Below are 21,830 nucleotides of genomic sequence, written 5' to 3'. Positions count from 1 at the left end.
GCCGGATGCCAACGGAGGATCTCTCGTGGTGGACGTTCAGCCCAAAGGCGTGTTTTGCGCGGCGTTGACGCCGCTGGATGCCGATCTAGCGCCGGATCATGCCGTCTTCGTCGCGCATTGTCGCCATCTTCTGAGCGAAGGTTGTGACGGCATCGCATTGCTGGGCACGACCGGCGAAGCCAATTCGTTTTCCGCGAGCGAACGCAAGGCGCTGATCGAGACCGTCGTCCGCGCAGGGATCGCGCCGTCAAAGCTCCTGCCCGGAACCGGCGTGCCGGCGTTGACCGAGACGGTAGAGCTGACGCGGCATGCCCTCTCGCTCGGTGTCACGACCGTCGTGATGCTGCCGCCGTTCTACTACAAGGACATCACGGACGAGGGACTGTATGCCTCCTACAGCGAGGTCATTCAGCGTGTCGCGGACCCTCGTCTCAAGGTCGTGCTCTATCACATCCCCCAGATGTCGCATCAGCCGATCCCGCACGCGGTGATCGCGCGGCTGCGCGCGGCTTATCCGGACGTCATTGTCGGCATCAAGGATTCCTCCGGCGACTTCGCCAATATGACCGCGATGATCGAGAACTTCCCGGGCTTTGCCGTGCTGGCAGGTGCCGATCCGCTGCTGCTGCCGCTTCTGAAGAAGGGCGGCGCGGGCTGCATCACCGCGACCTCGAACCTGGTGGCGCGTGAGCTCGCCTACGTGTTCCATCATTATAATGACGATGATGCAGCGCTGGAGGCGGCGCAGAACCGCATCATCAAGGCGCGCGAGCGCGTCTCCGTGTTCCCGCAGATCGCTTCGCTAAAGACGCTGCTGGCGCAGGAAACCGGCCATGCCGGCTGGCGCCGGATGCGGCCGCCGCTGCTGCCGTTGACGCAGGAGAACGCCGACACACTCCTAGCCGCAAGTCGCGTCAAGGAGCAGGTGTGAGGCCGTCGTTCCGCCTTCTCGCCGATGATCTGACCGGTGCGCTGGACACGGCTGCCGAGTTCGTCGGCATGTGCGGACCGCTTCAGGTGACATGGGCGGAGGCGCTGCCTGCGCAACTTCCCGCCTGCCTCGCCGTCGATACCGGCACGCGCGAGCGTGACAAGGCCGAGAGCGCTCAGATCGTCGAGCGCCTCGCGCCGCTGCTGCGCAGTGGGGCGATCGCCTACAAGAAGGTTGATAGCCTGTTGCGCGGCGCCTGGGCGGCCGAGCTCGGGGCGTGCCTGCGATCGGGGCCGTGGAGGTCCTGCATCTTGGCCCCGGCTTTCGCCTATCAGGGACGCCGCACCTTTGGCGGCCAGCAATATGCGCGCGCCCATGACGGGAGCTGGTCGCGGGTCGGCGACAACCTGCTGGCGCAGCTCGCGGCCGAAGGCCTCGACGGACAGACTGGACGGTTCGACACCGATTTGCCTGCCGGCATCAGCGTCTTCGATGCTGAGAGCGAGGATGATCTCGATCGCATCGTCGCGATCGGGCGCAGCGCGTCGCAGCCGGTCCTGTGGTGCGGCAGCGGTGGTCTCGCCGGCGCGCTCGCACGCGGCAGCGATGCGTCCGCGCCGTCGGTACTGCGTAAGCCGGTTCTCGGGCTGTTTGGATCGGACCAGCCTGCGACGGCCGCACAGCTTGCGGCTTGCGGTGAGGCCGTGGTTGCGCTTGCGGAAACCAGCGAAGACAACGCGGGACTGGTTCGCCGCAAGCTCTGCACGGAAGGCGTCGCGCTGGTGAAGTTCGACCTCGCCTCCGGTCTGTCCCGAGGTGAAGCGGCGCGCCGCATCGCGCGCGGACTCGGGTCGCTGACCGCTGCGCTGGAGCCGCCGGGCACGCTGATCGTCGCGGGCGGCGAGACCTTGCGGGCGGTGTGCCTTGCGCTGGGCGCAAACGCGCTCGAGGTGACCGGACGCATCATGCCGGGCCTGCCATGCTCCATCATTCGCGGGGGCCGCTGGGACGGCGTTGCCGTGATCTCGAAATCAGGCGCCTTCGGCGCGCCGAGCCTGTGGCACACACTGTTGCAGGACAGTCATTTGATCAACGAAAGACACGACATATGACCCATCCGCATCTCGCCATCACCATGGGCGATCCCGCCGGGATCGGTCCGGAGATCATCATCAAGGCCTGTGAGAAGCTGCGATCGCGGATCGAAGCCGGTGATCTCCGGCTGTTGATCATCGGCAGCGGCGCAGCGTTGAAGAATGCGGCCGTGCAACTGGCGGCGAACCTCGATATCCCCGAGGTGCGCGCGTCGGACAAGGATTGGCCGAACCTGTGCTTTCTCCAGGCCGATGATGAAGGCGAGCCGATCAAGCCAGGCGTGCTGACGGCCGACGGCGGCCGCTTCGCCTTCAAGGCGGTGGAGCAGGGAGTACGCCTGACGCAGGCCGGACGGATCGGCGGCATCGTGACCGCTCCGCTCAACAAGGAAGCGCTCAACAAGGCCGGCTTCCACTATCCCGGCCATACCGAGATGCTGGCCGAACTCACCGGCGTCAAAGGCTCGGTGATGATGCTTGCCCATGGCAACATGCGCGTCAGCCATGTCTCGACCCACGTCGCGCTTCAGGACGTTCCGAAGCGGCTGACGCCGGAACGCCTGCGCTATGTCATCGATCTCACCGACAAGGCACTGCGCGGGCTCGGCCTGGAAAAGCCGAAGATCGCCGTTGCCGCACTCAATCCGCACGCCGGCGAGGGGGGATTGTTCGGCCGCCAGGACATCGACGTGTCGGAGCCGACGATCGCGAAGGCGGTCGCCGACGGACTCAACATCGTCGGCCCGGTGCCGGGCGATACCGTGTTCGTGAAGCTGCGCGCCGGCCAGTACGACGCCGTGATCGCGATGTATCACGACCAGGGACACATCCCGGTCAAGCTGCTCGGCTTCGAGGTCGATCCTGCCACCGGCCGCTGGCAGGAACTGTCCGGCGTCAACATCACGCTCGGGCTGCCGATCATCCGCACCTCCGTCGACCACGGCACCGCCTTCGATATCGCCGGCAAGGGCATCGCCAATGAGCGCAGCCTGATCGAGGCGATCGAATATGCCGAACGTCTTGCCGCCAGCGCGACGCGCGCCTGAGCCCGGGAAGGAAAATCATGACCAACCTGTCTGCACCAATCGAAATCATCCGCCCCGAGGTGATTGAGTTCGGATCCGGCACCATTGCCGCGGTGGCGCGGTTTGCGAGCGGGAAGGGCGTGCGGCGTTCGCTCGTCATCGCAGATGGCTTCAACGCGGCGCGCGTCGACCTGCTCGCGCTGCCGGGCGAGGTGACCGTATTCGGTGAGGTCAAGCCGGAGCCGGACGTTCCCAATCTGGAGAAGGCGCTTAGCGTCGCGCGCGCGGCGCGGCCGGATCTCGTGGTCGGCTTTGGCGGCGGCAGCGCGATGGATCTCGCCAAGCTCGTCGCCGTGCTCTGCACCGGCGAGCAGAAGCTTGCTGATGTCGTCGGTCCCGACAAGGTCGCGGGCCGCGCCATCGCGCTGATCCAGGTGCCGACCACCTCCGGCACCGGCAGCGAAGGCGGCATCCGCGCGCTGGTCACCGATCCCACAACCCGCAACAAGCTCGCGGTGCAGAGCCGCTTCATGCTGGCCGATCTCGCCGTCGTCGACCCTGATCTCACCATGACCGTTCCGCCGCAGGTCACGGCTGCGACCGGCGTCGACGCGCTCGCGCACTGCACTGAAGCCTTCACCAGCCGCAAGGCTCATCCGACCATCGATCTCTATGCGCGCGAAGGCATCCGCCTGGTCGGCCGCTATCTCGGTCGTGCGGTGAGGGACGGTTCGGATCGCGAAGCGCGGGCGGCGTTGTCACTGGCATCGCTCTATGGCGGCTTCTGCCTCGGGCCGGTGAACACCACCGCGGGCCACGCGGTGGCCTATCCTCTCGGCACGCGCCATCACGTTGCCCATGGTCTCGCCTGCGCGGTGATCTTCCCGCATACGCTGGCGTTCAACATGCCGGCGGTGGAAGCGAAGACGGAGGCCGTGCTGGAGGCGCTCGGCGCGCCGGCGACGAAAAATCCTTCGGCTGCATTTGACTCGGCCTATCGCTTCTGCACGGATCTCGGCATCGAGATGAAATTGTCCGCGCTCGGCGTGCCCGCGGATGACCTTGGCGCGATGGCCGACGAGGCCCACGCAATCCGCCGCCTTCTCGACAACAATCCGCGCGATCTCAGCCGCGATGCCATCCTGAAGATGTATCAGGCGGCATTCTGATCACACGCCGCTTTGCTGCCGCGCACAACACTAAGTCCAACGTCTAGTCAGCAGGCGACTTGACAGTCGAAACGCTCCACGCGCACATTCTTACACTAAGTAAGAATGACGACAGGGACGGAAATGTCGGAGCAGCCGAGAAGTCGGCGGCAGACGCGTGCGGCCATTCTTGGGCATCTGCTCAAGTCGGGCGGCATGTTTCGGCCTCCTCTGGCCAGGGCGGTGCGCCTGTCTGAGGCGAGCCTGTCGCGCATCCTGATTGATCTGAAGGCGGAGGGCCTGATCGCGGAAGTGAGGCGACCTGCGCCTTACATCGGTGGCCCAACCGGTCTGGTGTCGCTCGACACGTCCGTGGCCTTGGCGGCATTCGAGCTGACCACACAGCGGCTGAGTGTCGCGGTCGGGGCGCTTTCGGGTGAGCTGAGCTACGTCGAGCGTCTGCCATTGCCGAAGACGCTGACGGTCGACACCGTCGGCGGGGTCTTCCGCGACGCGCTGCATTTGCTCCAGACCTGGACGCGGCGGCGAGGGGTCGACCTTGCGCAGATCGGAGTTTCGGTTCCCGGACTCGGCCGGCTGAGTGAACTGCACAATCCGATCATTCCCTGCGACATTACCCAGGTTCGCGACATGTTCAGCGAGATGTTTGCGGACGTGCCGGTCGAGTTCACGAACTCGGTCGTGGCGCATGCGATGTTTCATCGCTGCCGCACCGAACATTATCCGCTTGTGGGCGCCCATCTGTTCGTGTTCGTCGGCCAGGGTGTCGCGGGCGCATGGGTGGACGACGCGATCGAGGCCAATGCCTCGCGGCCGGTCGAGCTGGGCCACATGGTGTTCGGCGAGGGCGGTCCGCGATGCCGCTGCGGCCATCATGGCTGCGTCGAAGCCTATGCCTCGCTTCCTGCACTCGCCGAGCTTCTTGGTATTGGCGAAACGGATTTGCTCCAGCTCGGCGACGATTGGGTAAATGCAATCTCGGTTCCGTCCCGTCTGCGCCAGGAGTTGCGGCGCCGCTTGTTCCGGCTCGGCCTTGCGATCGGCAATACGCTGAACGTTAAGCCCTGTCCTGGTGTTGTCATCAGCGGCTGGCCGTCCCTTCTCGCGGAGGACGACCGAAAGGCCGTGGTCGAGGGGATCGATGCCAGCCTGCTCGGCGGACGCAAGCTCGCCGAGGTGTCGCTCGCTTTCGTGCCGCCGTCGAACAGTAACGATCCGAATGCGGCGCTCGCCTTTGCCGCCTGTTGCCTGGCGTGCCGCGGCGGCATGCCGGCCGCATCGACGGAGGCTGCCTGAAATGCCCTGAGGCCTGCGGCTCGCCGCGCCAAAAAGTTCACACCCGGGAGGAACTGCTATGCCGATCACAACAATAACAAGGCGTCATCTGCTCGCTGGATCCGCTGCCGCGCTGGCACTGCCGGCGCTTGCGCGCGCGCAAGGTGCGGTCAAGCCGCGGCTGACCGTCATCTCGCAATGGTCCGCAGGCAGCGATGGCGCGGCTATCACGGCGCTCGGCAAGAAATTCGAGGAGAAGGGCGGAATTTGGCAGCACTCGCCCGTCCCGGGGTTCACCACCGAGATGATGAACAAGCTGCGTGCTCAGATCATCGCCGGCGATCCGCCAGCCTGTTCGCAACTCAAGGGCCCCGAGATTGCGGCTTGGTCGAAGATAGCCCCGACCGTCAATCTCGATGCCCTTGTTGCTGCCGCCGGCTACGAAAAGGTTGTCGCTCCAGATCTTGCACGATTGCATAAGCCGGGGGGCAAGTGGATTTCGCTGCCATTGCAAATCTACAGCACCAACACGTTGTTTCTCTCCAAACGTGCGATGGACAAAGCCAAGGCCGACAAGATCCCCGTCACCTGGGCCGACTTCAACGATCTCGCCGAGAAGATGAAAGCGGGGGGTGTCACATTTCCCATCGCCAACGGCGGCACCCGCCCCGACGACGGGCAGAAATTCGAGGCCTCTTTCGCCGGCATCAGTCCGACTTCATACCGCGCGGCCATCATGAATCTCGACACGAAGGCCCTGCAGGGCCCCGAGATAAAGGCCGCGTTCGCGCAGGTGCGCAAGATCGCCGACTGGATGGATCCCAACGTCGGCGCCCAACCCTTTGCCACCAACCTGAAGCGTTTCGTCGACGGCGACATGGGCATAATGATCCAGGGCGGGTGGGCGCAGGGCGTGTTACGCAACGCCGGTTTCAAGTTCGACGACTTTGTCATCGCCCCGGGCCCCAGTGACAATACCAAGCCGGTGTTCCTGTTGAATGCCGATGCCTTCATATTCTGGCAGCGCAAAGAGGCCGATCTGCAGGCCGGTCAGACATTGATGGCCCAGCTCGTCATGGATCCGGCGATCCAGACAATGTATTCGCAGATCACGGGATCGATACCCGTGCGCACCGATGTCGACCTCTCCGGTGCCGGCTGGTCGGATGGTCAGCGGCGAACGGCAGCCGCGCTCAAGGATGCTGTCGCCAACAATCAGGCCGTCCTGAGCCTCGCGCACAACATGGCGCAGGAAAACGGCCTGACCGCCGCGATGATCGACGTGATCACAGAGTATGTGAAGAACAAGACGATCACGCCGGAGCAGGCGGTCACCCGCCTCGCCGACGCCGTCGAGGGCGCGCGTTGACCGACGTCGTCTCTACAGCAACGCGACCGGGCCGGCCGGCGATTCCCGACGTGGTGCGCCGGCTGCCCGAATATCTGATGATCTGGGTGCCGCTGCTCTTGTCCGCCGCGCATCTCGTGTCGTTTTCGCTGTGGACGATCTGGATTTCGTTCACGCCATCGACGCTTGTTCCGGTCTCGGGCTGGGTGGGCTTGCGCAATTACACGTCGGTCTTGGCGTCACGAAACTGGCAGATCGCCTTCGACAATCTGCTGCTGTTTGGCAGTGCCTTCGTGCTGCTGAGCTTGATGACCGGCCTCGTGCTTGCGATCCTGCTCGATCAGCGCATTCGTGGCGAGAACGTGCTGCGATCCATCTTCCTGTACCCCCTGGCGGTGTCGTTCGTCGTCACCGGAACGGTCTGGAGCTGGCTGCTCAATCCTGGCATCGGGATCGAGAAGCTCGTCCATGACCTCGGCTGGACCTCGTTCCGGTTCGACTGGCTGGTCAACCGCGACATGGCAATCTGGACGATCGTTATCGCTGCGATCTGGCAATCCTCGGGCTTCGCCATGGCGCTCTTCCTTGCCGGCCTTCGTTCCGTCGATGCCGACATCGTCAAGGCGGCGCAGATCGACGGCGCCGGACCGATCCGGATCTACGGGCGCGTCATTTTGCCAACGCTGTGGCCGATCACCATAACCGTGATCGTCGTTCAGCTGCAGTTCGCGATTTCAGCCTTCGACCTCGTCCGCGCGCTCACCAACGGCGGGCCCGGGATCGCGACCCAGCTACCGGCTTTGGTCGTCTACGATCTCATGTTCCAGCGCAGCCAGCTCGGTCGGGGTGCGGCCGCGGCGGTGCTCATGCTGCTGATTCTTCTTGCGGTGCTGGTGCCATATGCAGCGTGGCGTTATTACCAGCGACGGCGGGTGACGCATGCGTGACCGAGCCTTCAAGCCGAGCCGAATTCTGATCTATCTGCTCGTGTCGTTGATCGCGGCTGTCTGGCTCGCGCCACTGGTTGTCGTCGTGCTGAACTCGCTCCGTAGCAACGAGGAGATCGCGCAGGCCTCAATGATCGGCTGGCCGCAACATTGGGCCTGGAGCAACTATTTCAAGGCCTGGAGCGGCTTCTGCGTCGCCGAGACCTGTGCGGGCATCCGGCCCTACATGCTGAACTCTGCGCTGGTCACGATTCCCGCGACTATCTTCTCCACCGTGCTCGGTGCGATCGCTGGCTACGCCGTGTCGCTGTGGCGCTTCCGCGGCGATAACTGGATTTATGGCATCGTGACGCTTGGTCTGTTCCTTCCGCAGCAGATGCGCCTGCTGCCCTGGACCATCGTGCTGCGGGACATCGGTCTCATCAACACGCTGACAGGCCTGGTGCTGATTCACACGATCCAGGGGCTCTCCTTCACCGTGCTGTTCTGCCGAAATTACTATGTCGCCATTCCACATGAGTTAATCAGGGCTGCGCGCATTGATGGCGCCGGGTTCTTTCGCATTTTTTGGCGCATCATTCTGCCGCTCTCGTCCCCCATCTTGATCGTCACCGTGATCTGGCAGTTCACGCACATCTGGAACGAGTTCCTCTATGGCGTGACGTTCACGACCGGCCAACAGCAGCCGGTCACGGCCGCTCTCATCGCGCTATCTGCAGCAATCGCGGATATCCCGCAGCATGGCGTGCAGAGCGCTGCGGTGATCATCGCAGCGCTGCCTACTTTGTTGATCTATCTCTTCGGCGGCAGGTACTTCGTGCGCGGCCTTACCGCCGGGGCCGTGAAATGATGGGATTGTCATGGCAGCACTAAGCATTCGCGCCCTGTCGAAGCGCTACGCCAATCTGGAGGTGCTGAAGGGCATCGATCTTGACATCGAGAGCGGCGAGTTCACCGTACTGGTCGGGCCGTCGGGCTGCGGCAAGTCCACACTGCTCAACATCGTGGCCGGGCTCGATCGTGCGAGCGCGGGGACGATCGAGATCGGCGGACGCGTCGTGAACGACATCCCGCCCAAGGACCGTGACATCGCGATGGTGTTCCAGTCCTATGCGCTCTACCCGTCGATGACGGTGCGCCAGAACATCACTTTCGGCATGGAGTGCCGCCACGTGCCGAAAGCGGAGCAGGAAAAGGCGCTGGCGAATGTGGCCAAGCTGCTCCAGATCGAGCCGCTGCTCGGCCGCAAGCCGTCGCAACTGTCCGGCGGCCAACGGCAGCGGGTGGCGATGGGCCGCGCGCTGGTGCGCGATCCACTGCTGTTCCTGTTCGACGAGCCGCTGTCCAATCTCGATGCCAAGCTGCGCGTCGAGATGCGGATGGAGATCAAGCGGCTGCATCAGCGCATCGGCGCCACCATCGTCTACGTCACCCACGATCAGATCGAGGCGATGACGATGGCGACGCGGATCGCGGTCATGCACCAGGGCGAGGTGCAGCAGTTCGCCGATCCCGACACAGTCTACCGCTATCCGGCCAATCTGTTCGTGGCGCGCTTCATGGGCTCACCGCCGATGAACACGATGAAGGCACGTCTCGAAGCGGACAATGGCGGGCCAGTGGTCGTGATCGGCGCGGGGCGGCCGGACGAAGCCCGGCTGCGCCTGCAAGGATACGACGCGGCCGCGTCCTTCGTTGGTCGCGACGTCGTGGTCGGTATCAGGCCGGAATGCATCGCCGAGGGAAATCGCGGTTTCAACGGCGCCGGCGCGCCCGTCGTCGTCAACGCGCCGGTCGAGATGGTCGAGCCCACCGGTGCGGAGACCATCGTGTTGCTGCGGCTCGGCGGCGAGTCCGCATTGGCGCGGATCGCGCCCGACATCCGGCCGGTGCCCGGCGAGCGCGCCGCCTTCGCACTCGACACGCGCCGCATCTGCCTGTTCGACCCCGAGACGGAGCGGCTGATCGCATGACCGAGACGAGTTATCCCAGCCTTGCGGACCAGGTGGTGTTGATTACAGGCGGCGCCAGCGGTATCGGCGCGGCCTTCGTGCGCGCATTCGCGGCCCAACGGGCCCGCGTCGCTTTTCTCGACATCGACACCGATGCCGGTGAAGCCTTGGTGCGGGAGGTGACGGGCGCAGGCGGCGCAGCGCCGCTGTTCGTGTCGTGCGACTTGCTCGACATCGAGGCTCTGCGCGAGGCGATGGCACGGGTCCACGGTACGCTTGGCGATGCCGCGGTGCTGGTGAACAACGCCGCCAACGACCAGCGCCAGGTGCTGTCCGAGGTGACGCCGGCAGAATTCGACTGGACAATCGGCGTCAACTTCAAACACGTCTTCTTCGCCGCGCAAGCGGTCGTGCCGCAGATGCAGGCACGCGGTGGTGGTTCGATCATCAACATGTCGTCAGTGGCCTGGATACGCGGCGCGCCGGCGCTGCCGGTTTACGCCGCGGCCAAGGCGGCGATCGTCGGCTTCACCAACGCGCTTGCCCGGCTGGTCGGCCCCGACCGCATCCGCGTCAATGCGATTGCGCCGGGCATGGTAATCACCGAGCGTCAGCGCCGGCTCTGGTACCCGGACGAGCAAAAGATCGCAGAACTCCGCACGCGACAGGCCATTCCGGACGCCGTGACGCCGGATGACATTGCGCAGATGGCGCTGTTCCTCGCCTCCGACAATAGCCAGCGCATCACACGCCAGTGCTTTCAGGTCGACGGCGGCCTTGGCTAGGAAAGAACACGTCCGGCCACGACTTGCGCGTCATGGTCTAGGTCGTTTCATCGACGGGCGGCGTCAGGTGGGTGTTTGATCCGGATTTCGCCTTCGCCCGCTCGCGCAGGCGCTGGAACGTCACGTAGAGCATCGGCACCATGAAGATCCCGATCGAGCTGGCGGCCAGCATGCCGGCGAACACCGCGGTGCCGACGGCACGGCGGCTGAGCTCGGCGGCACCGCTCGCGATGACGAGCGGCAGGAGACCGAGGATGAACGCAACCGATGTCATCATGACCGCGCGGAAGCGCATGTGCGCTCCCTGGATCGCCGCATCGTGGAGCGCCACGCCCGCCTCGCGCTGCTCCTTTGCGAATTCCACGATCAGGATGCCGTTCTTGGCGGCGAGCGCGATCAGGACCACGAGGCCGATCTGGCCATAGAGATCGAGATTGAGGCCGGCGACCTTGATACCGACATAGGAGCCGAGCACTCCGACGACGACCGACAGGAGCACCGGGATCGGGATCACCGTGCTTTCGTACAGCGCGACCAGGAACAGATAGGCGAACAATACGGCGAGCATCAGCACGATGCCGGTTTGGCCGGCGGCCTGCTGCTCCTGATAGGCGGTGCCGGTCCACTCGAAACTGTAGCCCGCCGGCAGCACGGCGTTGGAGATCTCCGCCATGGTCGCGATCGCGGTGCCGGACGAGATGCCTGGCGCCGGGCTGCCGTTCACCGTTACCGAGCGATAGTTGTTGTAGCGGGTAATCACCTGCGGTCCGGTCACGATCTTGATGCCGGCCAACGTCCGTATCGGCACCATCTGGCCGGTGTCGTTGCGCAAATAGATCCGCCAGATGTCGGAGATATCGGCGCGATCGAATGCCTCGCCCTGGACGTTGACCTGCCAGGTGCGGCCGTACAGGTTGAAGTTGTTGACGTAGATGCCGCCGAGCGTCGCCTGCAAGGCGGTGAAGATGTCACTGACGTTGACGCCGAGCGCCTGCGCCTTGCGACGGTCGATGTCGAGGAAGATCGAAGGATTGGTCGCGGTGAAGGTCGAGAAGACTCGAGCCAGCCGCGGATCGGCGTTGGCGGCGCTGATCAATGCGCCGGTGACGCTGGAAATCGCCGCGGGGCTTTGTCCTTCCAGCGCCTCGAGCTGGTATTCGAACCCGCCGGAGGTGGAGAGGCCGATGATCGGCGGCATGTTGAAGGGCAGCACGTTTGCCTGCGGGATCTGCGCGCCGGCTGCGAAGGTTTGCGCGATCAATGCCTGTGCGGAATCGGCCGCGGCCTTGCGATCGGCAAAAGGCTTGAGCCGGGTCACGACCAGCGCGCTGTTCGGCTCGGATGCGCCGTCGAGCAGTGAGAAGCCGATGACGGCGAGGACGTGATCAACCGCCGGCATTTTCTTCAGGATGTCCTCGATCTTTTGGGTGACCTCGCTGGTGCGAGCGACCGACGCGCCGTCGGGGAGTTGCACCGACGTGAAGAAGGCGCCCTGGTCTTCCTCGGGCAGGAATCCCGTCGGCGTGATCCGCGACATGCCGAAAATCCCGGCGGCGAAGATGGCAGCGAACAGGAGGGAGAGTGCGGCCGTGCGCAACAGCCAGCGCACCCCGCTGCTGTAACGGTCTCGCAACCAGTCGATGCCGCCAAGCACGCGCCCGATGATGCCGCGCCTAGGCCCGGTGTGGCGCAGGAACAGCGCGCAGAGCGCGGGCGACAATGTCAGCGCGTTCAATGCGGAGATGATCATGGCCGCGCTGATCGTGACCGCAAACTGGCGAAACAGCGTGCCGGAAATGCCCGGAATGAACGCGATCGGCACGAATACGGAGAGCAGCACCAGCGTGATCGCGATGATCGGCGCCGTGATCTGAGTCATGGCCTTCTTGCTGGCTTCGATGGGGGACAGCGCCGGCTCTTCCTCCATCACACGTTCCACGTTCTCGACCACCACGATGGCGTCATCCACGACGATGCCGATGGCGAGCACCATTGCGAGCAGCGACACCGTGTTGGCCGAATAGCCGGCCATCAGCAGCACGGCGAAAGTGCCGATCAGGCTTACGGGAACGGCCACGGCCGGGATCACGGTGGCGCGGAGATTGCCGAGGAAGAGGTACACCACGATCACGACCAGGACGAAGGCCTCGGCCAGGGTTCGCAGGACTTCGGTGATCGTATCCCATACGAAGCTCGTGGAGTCGTATTGCACGAGGTAGCTGAGCCCGGTCGGGAAGCGCTTGGACAGTCGTTGCATCGTGGCCGCGACCGCCTTCGCCGTCGTCACGGCATTGGCGCCCGGTGCGAGATAGATCGCGATCGGCACGGCAGAGCGGCCATCGATCCGTGCTTCGCTGTCGAGATTTTGCGCGCCCATCTCGACCCGGGCGACGTCCTTCACCAGCAGCGAGGAACCGTCCGGATTGGCGCGCAGCACGATGTTGGCGAATTGATCGGTGGTGGCGAGCCGGCCGAGGGTCTGCACATTGAACTGGAATTGCTGGTCATCGCTGATCGGCCGCGCCCCGATGCGGCCGACCGGTGCCTGGACGCTTTGGGCGCGGATCGCGGCAATGACGTCCGACGGTGTCAGATTGAGGCTGGTCAGCCGCTGCGTATCGAACCAGATCCGCATCGAGTAGTTCATCTTGGCGAACAGGTTGGTCTGGCCGACCCCCGGCGTGCTCGCGAGGGCATCGAGCACGTTGATGATGGCGTAGTTGGTGATGAAGAGCGGATCCTGCTGCCCGTCGGCGCTGTAGAGCACCAGGAATTGCAGGATCGCCGAGGACCGCTTGCGCACGGTCACGCCCTGCTGCTGCACTTCGGTCGGCAGTTGCGACAGCGCGCTCTGGACGCGATTGTTGACGTTGACCGTATTGATATCGGGATTGGTGCCGAGCGCGAAGGAAACGGTCAGCGTATAGGTGCCGTCATTGGCACTGGTCGATTTCATGTAGAGGGCGCGGTCCACGCCGATGACCTGCGCCTCCAGTGGCTGGGCGACGCTGCCTTCGACCACCTCCGCGGACGCGCCGGGGAACGTGGCGGAGACGGAGACCTGCGGCGGCACGATGTCCGGAAACTGCGCCACCGGGATCTGCATCAGCGCGAGTGCACCGGCGATGGTGATGATGAATGCGATCACCATCGCCAGTCGCGGACGATCGATGAAGATCGCGGACATCATGGCTTGGCGCCTACCGCTTTGCCGGACGTGCCGGTATCGCTTGTGGCGGCGTTCATGCTCGACAGGATCAGCGGGCTTGCCGGACCCGGCGCAACGACCTGGCCGGGGCGGGCCCGCTGCAGGCCCTCGACAATGACCTTGTCGCCGGCGGTGAGCCCGCTGATCACGGCGGCGATGGTCGGCGTCGATTGTCCGAGCTTGATGCGATGCTGCTCGGCCTTGTTGTCGGCACCGACGGTGAGAACATAATCACCCTGCTGGTCCGAGAGCACGGCGGAGCGGGGGATCGCCAGCACCTCGACGGGCTCGACGCCTTCGAGCACGACGGTGACGAATTCGCCGTCGGTCAGTTCGTGGACGGTCACGCCCGCGGCCGAAGGTGCCCGCAGGATCGGGTTGGCGATCTCGCCGCGCACGGTGACCGTATCGGTGTTTTGCGCGATGGTGTTGTCGACGAAATTCAGCTTGCCGGTCTGGCCATACATGCGGCCGTCGGGGAGCCGCAACCTGATCACCACGGCTTCCAGGCCGCCTTTCGGACCATAGCGCTCGCGCAATTCCAGCCCCTGGCGAAGCGGCACGGGGAAGGTGACGTACATCGGGTCCTGGCTGACGATGGTGGTCAGCACGCCCGAGCTCGGACTGACGACGTTGCCTTCGGTGACTGACGTGCGTCCGATCTTGCCGTCGATCGCTGCGCTGATCACGGTGTAGTCGAGATTGATCCGGGACGCATCGACCTGTGCCTGCGCGGCCTGTACCTGCGCTTCCAGGCTGCGCTGGTTCGCAATGGCGGCGTCGTAGGTCGATTGTTGTCCGGCCGGTCCGCCGAGCAGCGTGCGCGCGCGTTCGGTGGTCAATTTGGCGTTTTCGAGCGTCGCCTGGAGCTGCGCCACCTGTGCCTGCTTTGCCTCGAGGTCGGCTTCGAAGGGGCCACGTTCGAGATGATAGAGCTGATCTCCGGTCTTGATTTCCGCGCCTTCGACGAACAGCCGCTTTTCCAGAAACGCGGTGACGCGTGCGACGACGTTGACGCGATTGATCGCTTCGATCCGACCGATGAATTCGCTGGTCTCGGTGATCGGCCGCTTGGCTGCTTCCACGACGCCGACCGCAGGCGGCCCGGCGGGAGCAGGCTGCGTCCAGGCTGTCCCGCCGGTGGTGATGATCGTCACGAGGCTTGCCAGCAGCAGTCTGACCGAGGCTTGCGCAAGGTCCATCGTCCGCTCCTTGCCCCGGCCCTGACATCAGTGGCGCAGGCCTCACTCACGCCCGCGGCGCGCGGTTGCTGCGTGCAGGCTCGTCGTAGCCTTTGCGACGGCTCCTAGCGCCACCGCCATCCACATTGACGACGGCCGCGATGCCACCAGCAGACCCAGCGGCGCCTGCGCCGCGGCGGCGGTGGTGGCGGTCGTCCCCAGCCGGGGCCGGGTCCCCAACCGGGGCCAGTTCCAGGTCCCCAGCCAGGTCCCGGTCCCCACTGCGCTTGCGTCACGAGATCGGACGGCGTCCCCGCCTGCCCGAGATCGGGAGCGATCGGCATGGCTTCCGCGGTCTCGATCAAGCGAACGCCGATGGCGCCGATCGCTGCGGCGGCAACGGCACTCTGGGCAAAGCCGAGGAAAGCACGGCGGGAGGGAGCATTCATCATCTTCTCCTCTTTTGTCACTCAGTTCGCCCCACGGACCGCAGCGCATAGAGCAGCCGCCAAGCAGAACCTGCCACAGGAAGCCGCCCATCCCCTGGTCCAGAAGGCGCGCATGATCTCGAACGCACCGGCCGCTATCGCGATCACGCCGATCAGCTTGACGCTGATGAGTGTTGCGAACACGACGTCACCGAGTGCAAAAAGACCGGCGGCGATCAGCACGATGCCAAGCAGCGCGCAGACGCAGAATGGGGGCGGAGCGAGGCCCTCGATGTCGGTTCGGCTGTCATAGGCTGCCATGCCATTCTCCTCATCGGCAATGGCTCGATCGACACGCCTGAATGCTAGCTTGGAACCCGCAACGCCGACATCCGACGAAACCCTGATCAATGGAGCGGGAATATTCCCATTTGCATGAATGGCGACGCTGCGATCGCTCGAGAGGCGCCAGCGAATTGCTATCGCCGTCCCCTCGGCCCCAGCGTCAGATTGGTGACACCCGCTGCGAGATTGAGGCCGATCGATCGCTCGATGGAGAGCGGCTGCAGCATCACGCTGCGCCGCGAGCCGCCGATCAGGACATTGGCGCCGAGGCCGGGCCCCAGTGCGAGATTGCCGCTCGCGCCAACATAGTTGCCGCGCAGGGTGCCGGGGCCGATGCGCGAGTTCTTGGCGAGCACGGCCCAGGAGAGAGTGCCTGCGCTGGTCACGCCGATATCAAGACCAATGCGCCTGATCCGCCCCTCATAGATGTACTGCCGCGGCGGATTGCTCGCGTGGAACACGCAGCGCAGCGTCTGCGCCGATCCGAGCACCAGCCCTACGCGCGGGTTGCTGAAACACAGGAGCCGGCCGACCCTGAAGGTCTCCGCGCGCGCGGGCAGGGTAAGCGCGCATAGCAGCGCCGATACGCCGATCACTGCAATGATCCGTGTCATTCGCATGTCAGGTCTCCATGTGCGTCTTGGTGTCGGCGGGCGCGGTCCTCGGCCGCCGGTCCTGGCGAAGCCAGAAGGTCAGGCCGAGGCCGATGAGGAGCACGGCGCCCAGCAGGAAAAAGAAGAAGGACTGCTTCAGCCAGGATATCGCCGGAACTGCCAAGCCCATCGCAAGGCCGAGGAAGGCAATCTGCAGCGACAGAAGGCTGACGCCCGCCAGGAACGTTCCGAGCGCGAGCAACGTCAGCAAAACGAGCCCGGTTGCCGGTGTCGGAAGCAGCTGCTGCACGCCCGACACCAGGATGATGTTCATCGTGACCAGGACGGCGACCCAGTGCAGCGCCTGTGTCCAGATCAACCGCAACTTGGCATCCCTAGCTTCGACCTCCCGCCATTTGGTGATGACGCAGACCACGCCGATGGCAAGCGCCAGGAACTCCCAATAACCGACGAGCGGCTGGTGCGAGACATTGGTGTAGCCGACGCCCGCAATCGCCAGCACCAGCGCCACGATATAAGGAAGCTGCTGCCACAGGAAATGGGCCATGCCCGAATGAGCTTCGCCGCTCTCGGCCTGCTGCGTATCCATCTCGCGCTCAGTGTCGTTCATGGGTCACCCACGCGTGATTTGCCGTTGTTGAGCGCCAGTCTGGGGCCATCGCCGAGATAATCCTCGACATAGAACCTGATGATCGCGACCCGGCCGATGGCAACCAGCGGCATCGCCAGCGCAATGCCCATGACGCCGAACAGCGCGCCCAGCAAGACGATCGCGACCAGGGTCCAGGCCGGCGGGATTTCCACGGCCTGGCGCTGGATCAGCGGCCCGATCACATAGCCTTCGACCGACTGGATGATGGTGTAGACGACGACGGCCCAGATCAGCAGCGAGCCGCCAAGAGGCATCGCGACGAGCGCGATCGGAATGGCGGCGACGATCGGCCCGAGATAGGGGATGAAGTTCGACAACCCTGCCTGGAGGCCAAGCACGAATGGGCCGGGCAGCCCGATCAGGTAAAGCGCGACCCAGACGCACAGCGTCATCAGGATGATGCGGATGAGTTGTCCCACGAACCAGAGCCGCATGACGTTGCCCATCTCGTCCATCACCTCGCGCGTCCGTGCCCGATATGACGGCTTCACCAGCATCACCAGGCTTTCGCGATGGCTGGTGGGGTCGAACGCAAAGAGGATTCCGAGGAACAGGATCACAAGCGTAGCGGTCAGCACGCTCGAGGCGCCGCCCAGCACGAACTGGGCGTGGCTGAGAAGCCGGCCTTGATCGGAGAGCAGCCATTGCGCGAAATCCCGACCCCACTCCGGGCCGAGCAGATCGACGCCGTAGGACAATAGATGCTGTTGGAGGATGTCGAGCTGGGTGTCCATCACCTTGAGCAATATTCGCGTCTGCTCCGGCAGCTTGCGCACACCCCAGACGAGGCCAAGTCCCGACAGGGCGGTGAGGAACAGAAGCACGAGCGTCAATCGCCAGACCCGCTTCAGCGGGAGGGCGTGCGCGAGCGCCCGCGCGGCGGCATCCAGCAAGGCCGCAAACAACACGCCCGCGAAAACGACGAGGAGGCTCGAAACGGATTGCCATGCCAGGAACAGTGCGACGCATGCGGCAAGCAGAGTGAGCCCCGTCGTGAGCAGGCTGCGCCGGCCATCGCTGCCGGTGGGGTCGGCTTCGTCGCGCCGCACCACCTCGCGGAGCCTGTCTTGTCCGATCCGTGTGTCGCTCATCGATCGACCAATTCGCGGGATTCGGCGATCCCTGCGTTGCTCTAGGTGCGAACCCGACGGCTGCCATAGTGTGGATGGACGCCGCCGCGATGACGCCAGTAGCGGTGCTTCGTCGGGTTCGTGTTGGTATTGGGTGCGGTTGTACTGGGTGCGGCTGCGCCTGGCTCTTTCGGCGGGGCCACGCCCTTGGTGTCGGATTGCGCCAGGGATGGGGTCGAAGGTGCAATCGCTGCCGTCAGTCCAAAGATCAGACCGGCGCAGAGGGCCCGGATGTTCATGCTCGCCTCCAATTTGACAACCAAACGAATGGGTTCAGATCGAGATCGCTCCGACGGTCAGTGCATAGATGCCGGCGCATGCAGCGACCGTCAGCGCTGCGAATGTGACGGCTTCGAATGGCCTGAAGGTCGTCTCCTTGCGCTCGCGTTTTGCGAGAAAGAATAGCACCGTTCCGGGCGCATACAGGATGGACGACAGCAGCAGAAACTTGGGACCGCCCGCATAGATCATGCCGGCGGCATAGAGCGTCGCGACGGCCGAGCGGATCCAGTCGATGGTGCGGGCGCGCTCGCCTGCATCGTAGGTCTCCCCGAGAGAGGCGAGCTTCAGCCCATATGCCGCGACGAAGAAATAGGGGATCAGGGTCATCGCGCTGGTCATCTTCAGCGCGAGCGTGAAGGCATATTCTGCAAACCAGGTGACGAGCAGAAAGGCCTGGATGACGCAGTTGGTGAGCCAGAGCGCGCCCGCCGGGACCTGGTGCGCGTTCATGCTGCCGAGGAAGGAGGGCATGGTGCGGTTCAGCGCCGCCGAGTGCAGGACTTCAGCTGCGAGCAGCGACCATGACAGGTAGTTTCCGAGGATCGAGATCAGGAGTCCGACGCTGATGAAGATGCTGCCCCAGCGGCCGACCATCGCCTCCATCACGCCGGCCATCGACGGCGTCGGAAGCGCGGCCAGCGCCTCGCGCGGCAGCACGCCGTAGGAAAGGAGCGTCACGAGGACGAGGAGGCTCAAAACGATGAGAAAGCCCATGACGGTCGCAACCCCGATGTCGGAGCGGTCCTTGGCATAACGCGAGTACACGCTTGCCCCCTCGATCCCGACGAAGACGAAGACGGTGAGCAGCATCGTACCGCGGACCTGAGTGAAAACGTCCGCAAGAGCTGGCTCGTCCGTTCCCCAGAAGCTTTGTGACAACCGTCCGGCGTCCACGGCGAAGATCGCCACGATGATGAACGTCAGGATCGGGACGATCTTGGCGTAGGTTGCGATTGTGTTGAGGGTGGTCGCTCCCTTGATGCCGCGAAGCACCAGGACATGCACGCCCCACAGGAGCACGGATGCCGCCGCGATCGCCGTCGGCGTCGTGCCGTCACCGAACACGGGAAAGAACTGCCCGAGCGTGGCCTTGATCAGGATGAGACAGGTGACGTCGGCAAGACAGCAACCGATCCAATAGCCGGCGGCGCAGGCAAAGCCGATGTAATCGCCGAATCCGGCCCTGGCGTAAGCGTAGATGCCTGCGTCGAGCTCCGGCTTGCGGCGTGCGAGCGCCTGGAACACCAGTGCCAGCATCAGCATGCCGGTACCGGCAATGATCCAAGCGATGATCGCCCCAAGCACGCCCGTGGCACGACCGAAGGATGCGGGCAATGCGAAGATGCCCGAACCCACCATCGACCCGACCACGAGCGCGGTGAGCGCGCTTCGAGAGAGCGTCTGAGCGGCCTCGTGCGACGAAGGAGCCATGACGGGAATGGCCTCCCGATCGGAGATGAGCCTGATACGACAGACCGCGGGGTTCGCGGGATGGCGTCGACCCTTGAGGCCTGCAACCTTAGAGGCGGCTTTCCCGTCCGCACATCAGGGATTCTCTGTAGAGGGTGATGGCCGTAAATCGGCATCGCCGGGAGCTCGCGGACAGCGGCTCAGCCTTCAGCGACCGTGCATCGCTCGGAACTCGACAGTTAACCGGATACCGCAGCGCACGCCACAAACACGAAGCTTTCGCGAAAAAACTCTCCGGTCTTGGCGAGCTCGGCTGCAATCCGCCTGGCGTGCTCCAGCGCCGCATCCTGGTCGGCGTGCTCGCATCCAATCCAGTCGGGGAAGACGCCATATCTGTCGACGATATGAAAGAAGTAGCGCATGCTGCTGAACTAGGCCGGCGCGTGGACGGCTGCCAGTGACAAACCCGTAAGGCACATCCGCCAAAGGAATGACGGGCGGCCCGGCGGATTTCGCTTCCGTAAGGTTGAGGCGGCCTTCCCCGAACTAGGGGAATCTTGCCCCGGTTCCTCGGGTGATCAGCCGATGTCCGGGAGCTGCGCACTGGAATAGCCTGATCTCATCCCGCCGACGCGCGAGAGGAGGAAAGCGATGTCGAACTATGATCAGAACCTGGCCGCCTCAGGTCAGGCCGGCGGCAGCGCGATTGCGATTGACGCCGGACTGCGCGACTACATGTTGCGGATCTACAATCACATGGCCGCTGGCGTGGCCGTGACCGCGGTTGCGGCGTGGCTGACCTATCAGCTGGTTGATCCCAGCTGGCTGCAAAGTCCGGTGATGTGGGTCTTCATCCTGGCGCCACTCGCGCTGGTATTCTTCCTGGGATCGCGCATCAATACGCTGGCGGTCTCGACGGCGAGGACGCTGTTTTTCGTCTATGCCGCCCTGGTCGGCATATCGCTCTCGATCCTGCTCCATATCTACACGAGCGCTTCGATCACACGCGTGTTCTTCATCACGGCTGCGACCTTTGGCGCACTCAGCCTGTTCGGGTATACGACGAGGCGCGACCTGTCGGGCGTCGGCACCTTCCTGTTCATGGGCCTGATCGGCATCATCATCGCAAGCCTGGTGAACCTCTTCCTGAGGTCGTCCGGGCTCGACTGGCTGATCTCGATCATCGGTGTCGGTGTCTTTGCAGGCCTCACTGCCTATGACACGCAACGCATCAAGGCGATGTACGACAGCGGGGACGATGAGACCTCGGCAGGCCGGAAGTCCGTTCTTGCCGCGCTGTCGCTCTATCTCAACTTCATCAACCTGTTCATGATGCTGCTGCGCCTCGCCGGCAGCCGACGCTGAGCAGCGAAGGCGGCCTCAGGCCGCCGGTCGCTCTGCCGCGCTGGCGAGTGCGTCGCGCAGCAACTTTTCCTTGCTCTCGTCCAGGGATGTCTTCAGCACGACGCCGCCGGCATCCTTGATCTCCTTGAGCACCTTGTCCGCCGTCATGTGCTTGATCAGGACGAACAAGGCCGCGTTGCCAGTGTGGAGGTTGCCGGACAGCTCCTTCATGAAGGCATCGTCGATGCCGAAATCGGACAGTGCGCCGCCCAGCGCGCCGGACGCCGCCCCGACCGCAACGCCGAGGATCGGATTCAGGAACAGCACGCCGATCAGGAGTCCCCAAAAGCTTCCCGTCATCGCTCCCACGGCCGTCGTGTTGACGAGCTGGTTGAGCTTGATTCCGCCGGTATCGGTTTTGACCGCGATTACGGCGTCGCTGATGGTGATGAGGTATTCTTTCTGCAATTTGAGCAGCCGCTGACGCACTTCCTCGGCTTTTGCCTCGGTCGGGTACACGATCGCGACGAGATCGGACATCGAAACCTCCTTGAGCTCTGTCGGCTGGGCGGGATGCTGCTGATGGTGCGCTCCGGCACCACGGTAGTCCGCGGCCGCTATGCGCGGCATCGGAGAAAACCCTGGGCTCAAGGGATGAATATTCTGATGCGCGAAGGGGCGGGCGCGAGGCGATCGGCCGGGCCCCCGGC

At 64.3% G+C, this 21,830-nt stretch carries 22 protein-coding genes; 11 read left to right on the top strand and 11 right to left on the bottom strand.

Annotation, left to right across the window (positions count from 1 at the left end):
- Positions 1-25 precede the first annotated feature (25 nt).
- From SO156_RS16460 to SO156_RS16415, 10 genes are all read left to right on the top strand, one after another.
- Positions 26-931 (top strand): dihydrodipicolinate synthase family protein, encoded by a 906-nt coding sequence (locus SO156_RS16460; protein ID WP_498535517.1) that lies wholly within the window; start codon positions 26-28, stop codon positions 929-931.
- Complete coding sequence (locus SO156_RS16455) at positions 928-2,043, top strand: four-carbon acid sugar kinase family protein (protein WP_498535516.1); 1,116 nt, start codon at positions 928-930, stop codon at positions 2,041-2,043. The genes SO156_RS16460 and SO156_RS16455 overlap by 4 nt, the downstream gene beginning before the upstream one ends.
- Positions 2,040-3,071, top strand: coding sequence for a 4-hydroxythreonine-4-phosphate dehydrogenase PdxA (gene pdxA / locus SO156_RS16450; protein WP_458150944.1), 1,032 nt, complete (start codon positions 2,040-2,042; stop codon positions 3,069-3,071). Before SO156_RS16455 ends, pdxA begins: the two co-directional genes overlap by 4 nt.
- Before the next feature lie 17 nt (positions 3,072-3,088).
- Positions 3,089-4,219: an iron-containing alcohol dehydrogenase gene (locus SO156_RS16445; RefSeq protein ID WP_498535515.1), complete on the top strand. Its 1,131-nt coding sequence runs from the start codon at positions 3,089-3,091 to the stop codon at positions 4,217-4,219.
- Between the two features lie 123 nt (positions 4,220-4,342).
- On the top strand, positions 4,343-5,515 hold the full coding sequence (locus SO156_RS16440) for an ROK family transcriptional regulator (protein WP_458150328.1): 1,173 nt from the start codon (positions 4,343-4,345) through the stop codon (positions 5,513-5,515).
- Positions 5,516-5,573: 58 nt separating this feature from the next.
- A complete protein-coding gene (locus SO156_RS16435; RefSeq protein WP_498535514.1) occupies positions 5,574-6,863 on the top strand; it encodes an ABC transporter substrate-binding protein in 1,290 nt (429 codons plus the stop codon).
- A gap of 77 nt (positions 6,864-6,940) precedes the next feature.
- The gene (locus SO156_RS16430; RefSeq protein WP_498535560.1) at positions 6,941-7,789 is read left to right on the top strand and encodes a carbohydrate ABC transporter permease; all 849 of its coding nucleotides are present in this window, start codon (positions 6,941-6,943) and stop codon (positions 7,787-7,789) included.
- Positions 7,782-8,639, top strand: coding sequence for a carbohydrate ABC transporter permease (locus SO156_RS16425; protein WP_458150330.1), 858 nt, complete (start codon positions 7,782-7,784; stop codon positions 8,637-8,639). Before SO156_RS16430 ends, SO156_RS16425 begins: the two co-directional genes overlap by 8 nt.
- A 10-nt stretch (positions 8,640-8,649) precedes the next feature.
- Positions 8,650-9,762: an ABC transporter ATP-binding protein gene (locus tag SO156_RS16420; protein ID WP_458150331.1), complete on the top strand. Its 1,113-nt coding sequence runs from the start codon at positions 8,650-8,652 to the stop codon at positions 9,760-9,762.
- Complete coding sequence (locus SO156_RS16415; protein WP_498535513.1) at positions 9,759-10,526, top strand: SDR family NAD(P)-dependent oxidoreductase; 768 nt, start codon at positions 9,759-9,761, stop codon at positions 10,524-10,526. Before SO156_RS16420 ends, SO156_RS16415 begins: the two co-directional genes overlap by 4 nt.
- A gap of 37 nt (positions 10,527-10,563) precedes the next feature.
- Here SO156_RS16415 and SO156_RS16410 read toward each other — a convergent pair whose 3' ends face one another.
- From SO156_RS16410 to SO156_RS16365, 10 genes are all read right to left on the bottom strand, one after another.
- On the bottom strand, positions 10,564-13,716 hold the full coding sequence (locus SO156_RS16410; RefSeq protein WP_498535512.1) for an efflux RND transporter permease subunit: 3,153 nt from the start codon (positions 13,714-13,716) through the stop codon (positions 10,564-10,566).
- Entirely contained in the window at positions 13,713-14,936 is a 1,224-nt protein-coding gene (locus SO156_RS16405) for an efflux RND transporter periplasmic adaptor subunit (RefSeq protein WP_498535511.1), read from the bottom strand. The genes SO156_RS16410 and SO156_RS16405 overlap by 4 nt, the downstream gene beginning before the upstream one ends.
- 104 nt (positions 14,937-15,040) lie before the next feature.
- A complete protein-coding gene (locus tag SO156_RS16400) occupies positions 15,041-15,364 on the bottom strand; it encodes a twin-arginine translocation signal domain-containing protein (protein ID WP_458150335.1) in 324 nt (107 codons plus the stop codon).
- Between the two features lie 21 nt (positions 15,365-15,385).
- Positions 15,386-15,664: a DUF308 domain-containing protein gene (locus SO156_RS16395; protein ID WP_498535510.1), complete on the bottom strand. Its 279-nt coding sequence runs from the start codon at positions 15,662-15,664 to the stop codon at positions 15,386-15,388.
- Positions 15,665-15,822: 158 nt separating this feature from the next.
- Entirely contained in the window at positions 15,823-16,308 is a 486-nt protein-coding gene (locus tag SO156_RS16390; protein WP_498535509.1) for a DUF992 domain-containing protein, read from the bottom strand.
- A gap of 1 nt (position 16,309) precedes the next feature.
- Positions 16,310-16,912, bottom strand: coding sequence for a hypothetical protein (locus tag SO156_RS16385; protein ID WP_458150338.1), 603 nt, complete (start codon positions 16,910-16,912; stop codon positions 16,310-16,312).
- The gene (locus tag SO156_RS16380; protein WP_458150339.1) at positions 16,909-18,045 is read right to left on the bottom strand and encodes an AI-2E family transporter; all 1,137 of its coding nucleotides are present in this window, start codon (positions 18,043-18,045) and stop codon (positions 16,909-16,911) included. Before SO156_RS16380 ends, SO156_RS16385 begins: the two co-directional genes overlap by 4 nt.
- A 41-nt stretch (positions 18,046-18,086) precedes the next feature.
- Positions 18,087-18,323, bottom strand: a complete 237-nt coding sequence (locus tag SO156_RS16375; RefSeq protein WP_498535508.1) for a hypothetical protein — start codon at positions 18,321-18,323, stop codon at positions 18,087-18,089.
- A gap of 34 nt (positions 18,324-18,357) precedes the next feature.
- Positions 18,358-19,797, bottom strand: a complete 1,440-nt coding sequence (locus SO156_RS16370) for a basic amino acid/polyamine antiporter (protein ID WP_498535507.1) — start codon at positions 19,795-19,797, stop codon at positions 18,358-18,360.
- Positions 19,798-20,015: 218 nt separating this feature from the next.
- Positions 20,016-20,198 (bottom strand): DUF6894 family protein, encoded by a 183-nt coding sequence (locus tag SO156_RS16365; protein WP_498535506.1) that lies wholly within the window; start codon positions 20,196-20,198, stop codon positions 20,016-20,018.
- Positions 20,199-20,427: 229 nt separating this feature from the next.
- On the opposite strand from SO156_RS16365, the gene SO156_RS16360 reads away from it, so the two are divergent.
- On the top strand, positions 20,428-21,141 hold the full coding sequence (locus SO156_RS16360; RefSeq protein WP_498535505.1) for a Bax inhibitor-1/YccA family protein: 714 nt from the start codon (positions 20,428-20,430) through the stop codon (positions 21,139-21,141).
- Positions 21,142-21,156: 15 nt separating this feature from the next.
- Here SO156_RS16360 and SO156_RS16355 read toward each other — a convergent pair whose 3' ends face one another.
- Entirely contained in the window at positions 21,157-21,660 is a 504-nt protein-coding gene (locus tag SO156_RS16355; RefSeq protein ID WP_498535504.1) for a DUF1269 domain-containing protein, read from the bottom strand.
- Positions 21,661-21,830 lie beyond the last annotated feature (170 nt).

This window comes from Bradyrhizobium sp. UFLA05-125 (assembly GCF_059803515.1).
The sequence above is the reverse complement of the archived record's forward strand: the minus strand, read 5'-3'. Positions and strand labels throughout refer to the sequence as shown.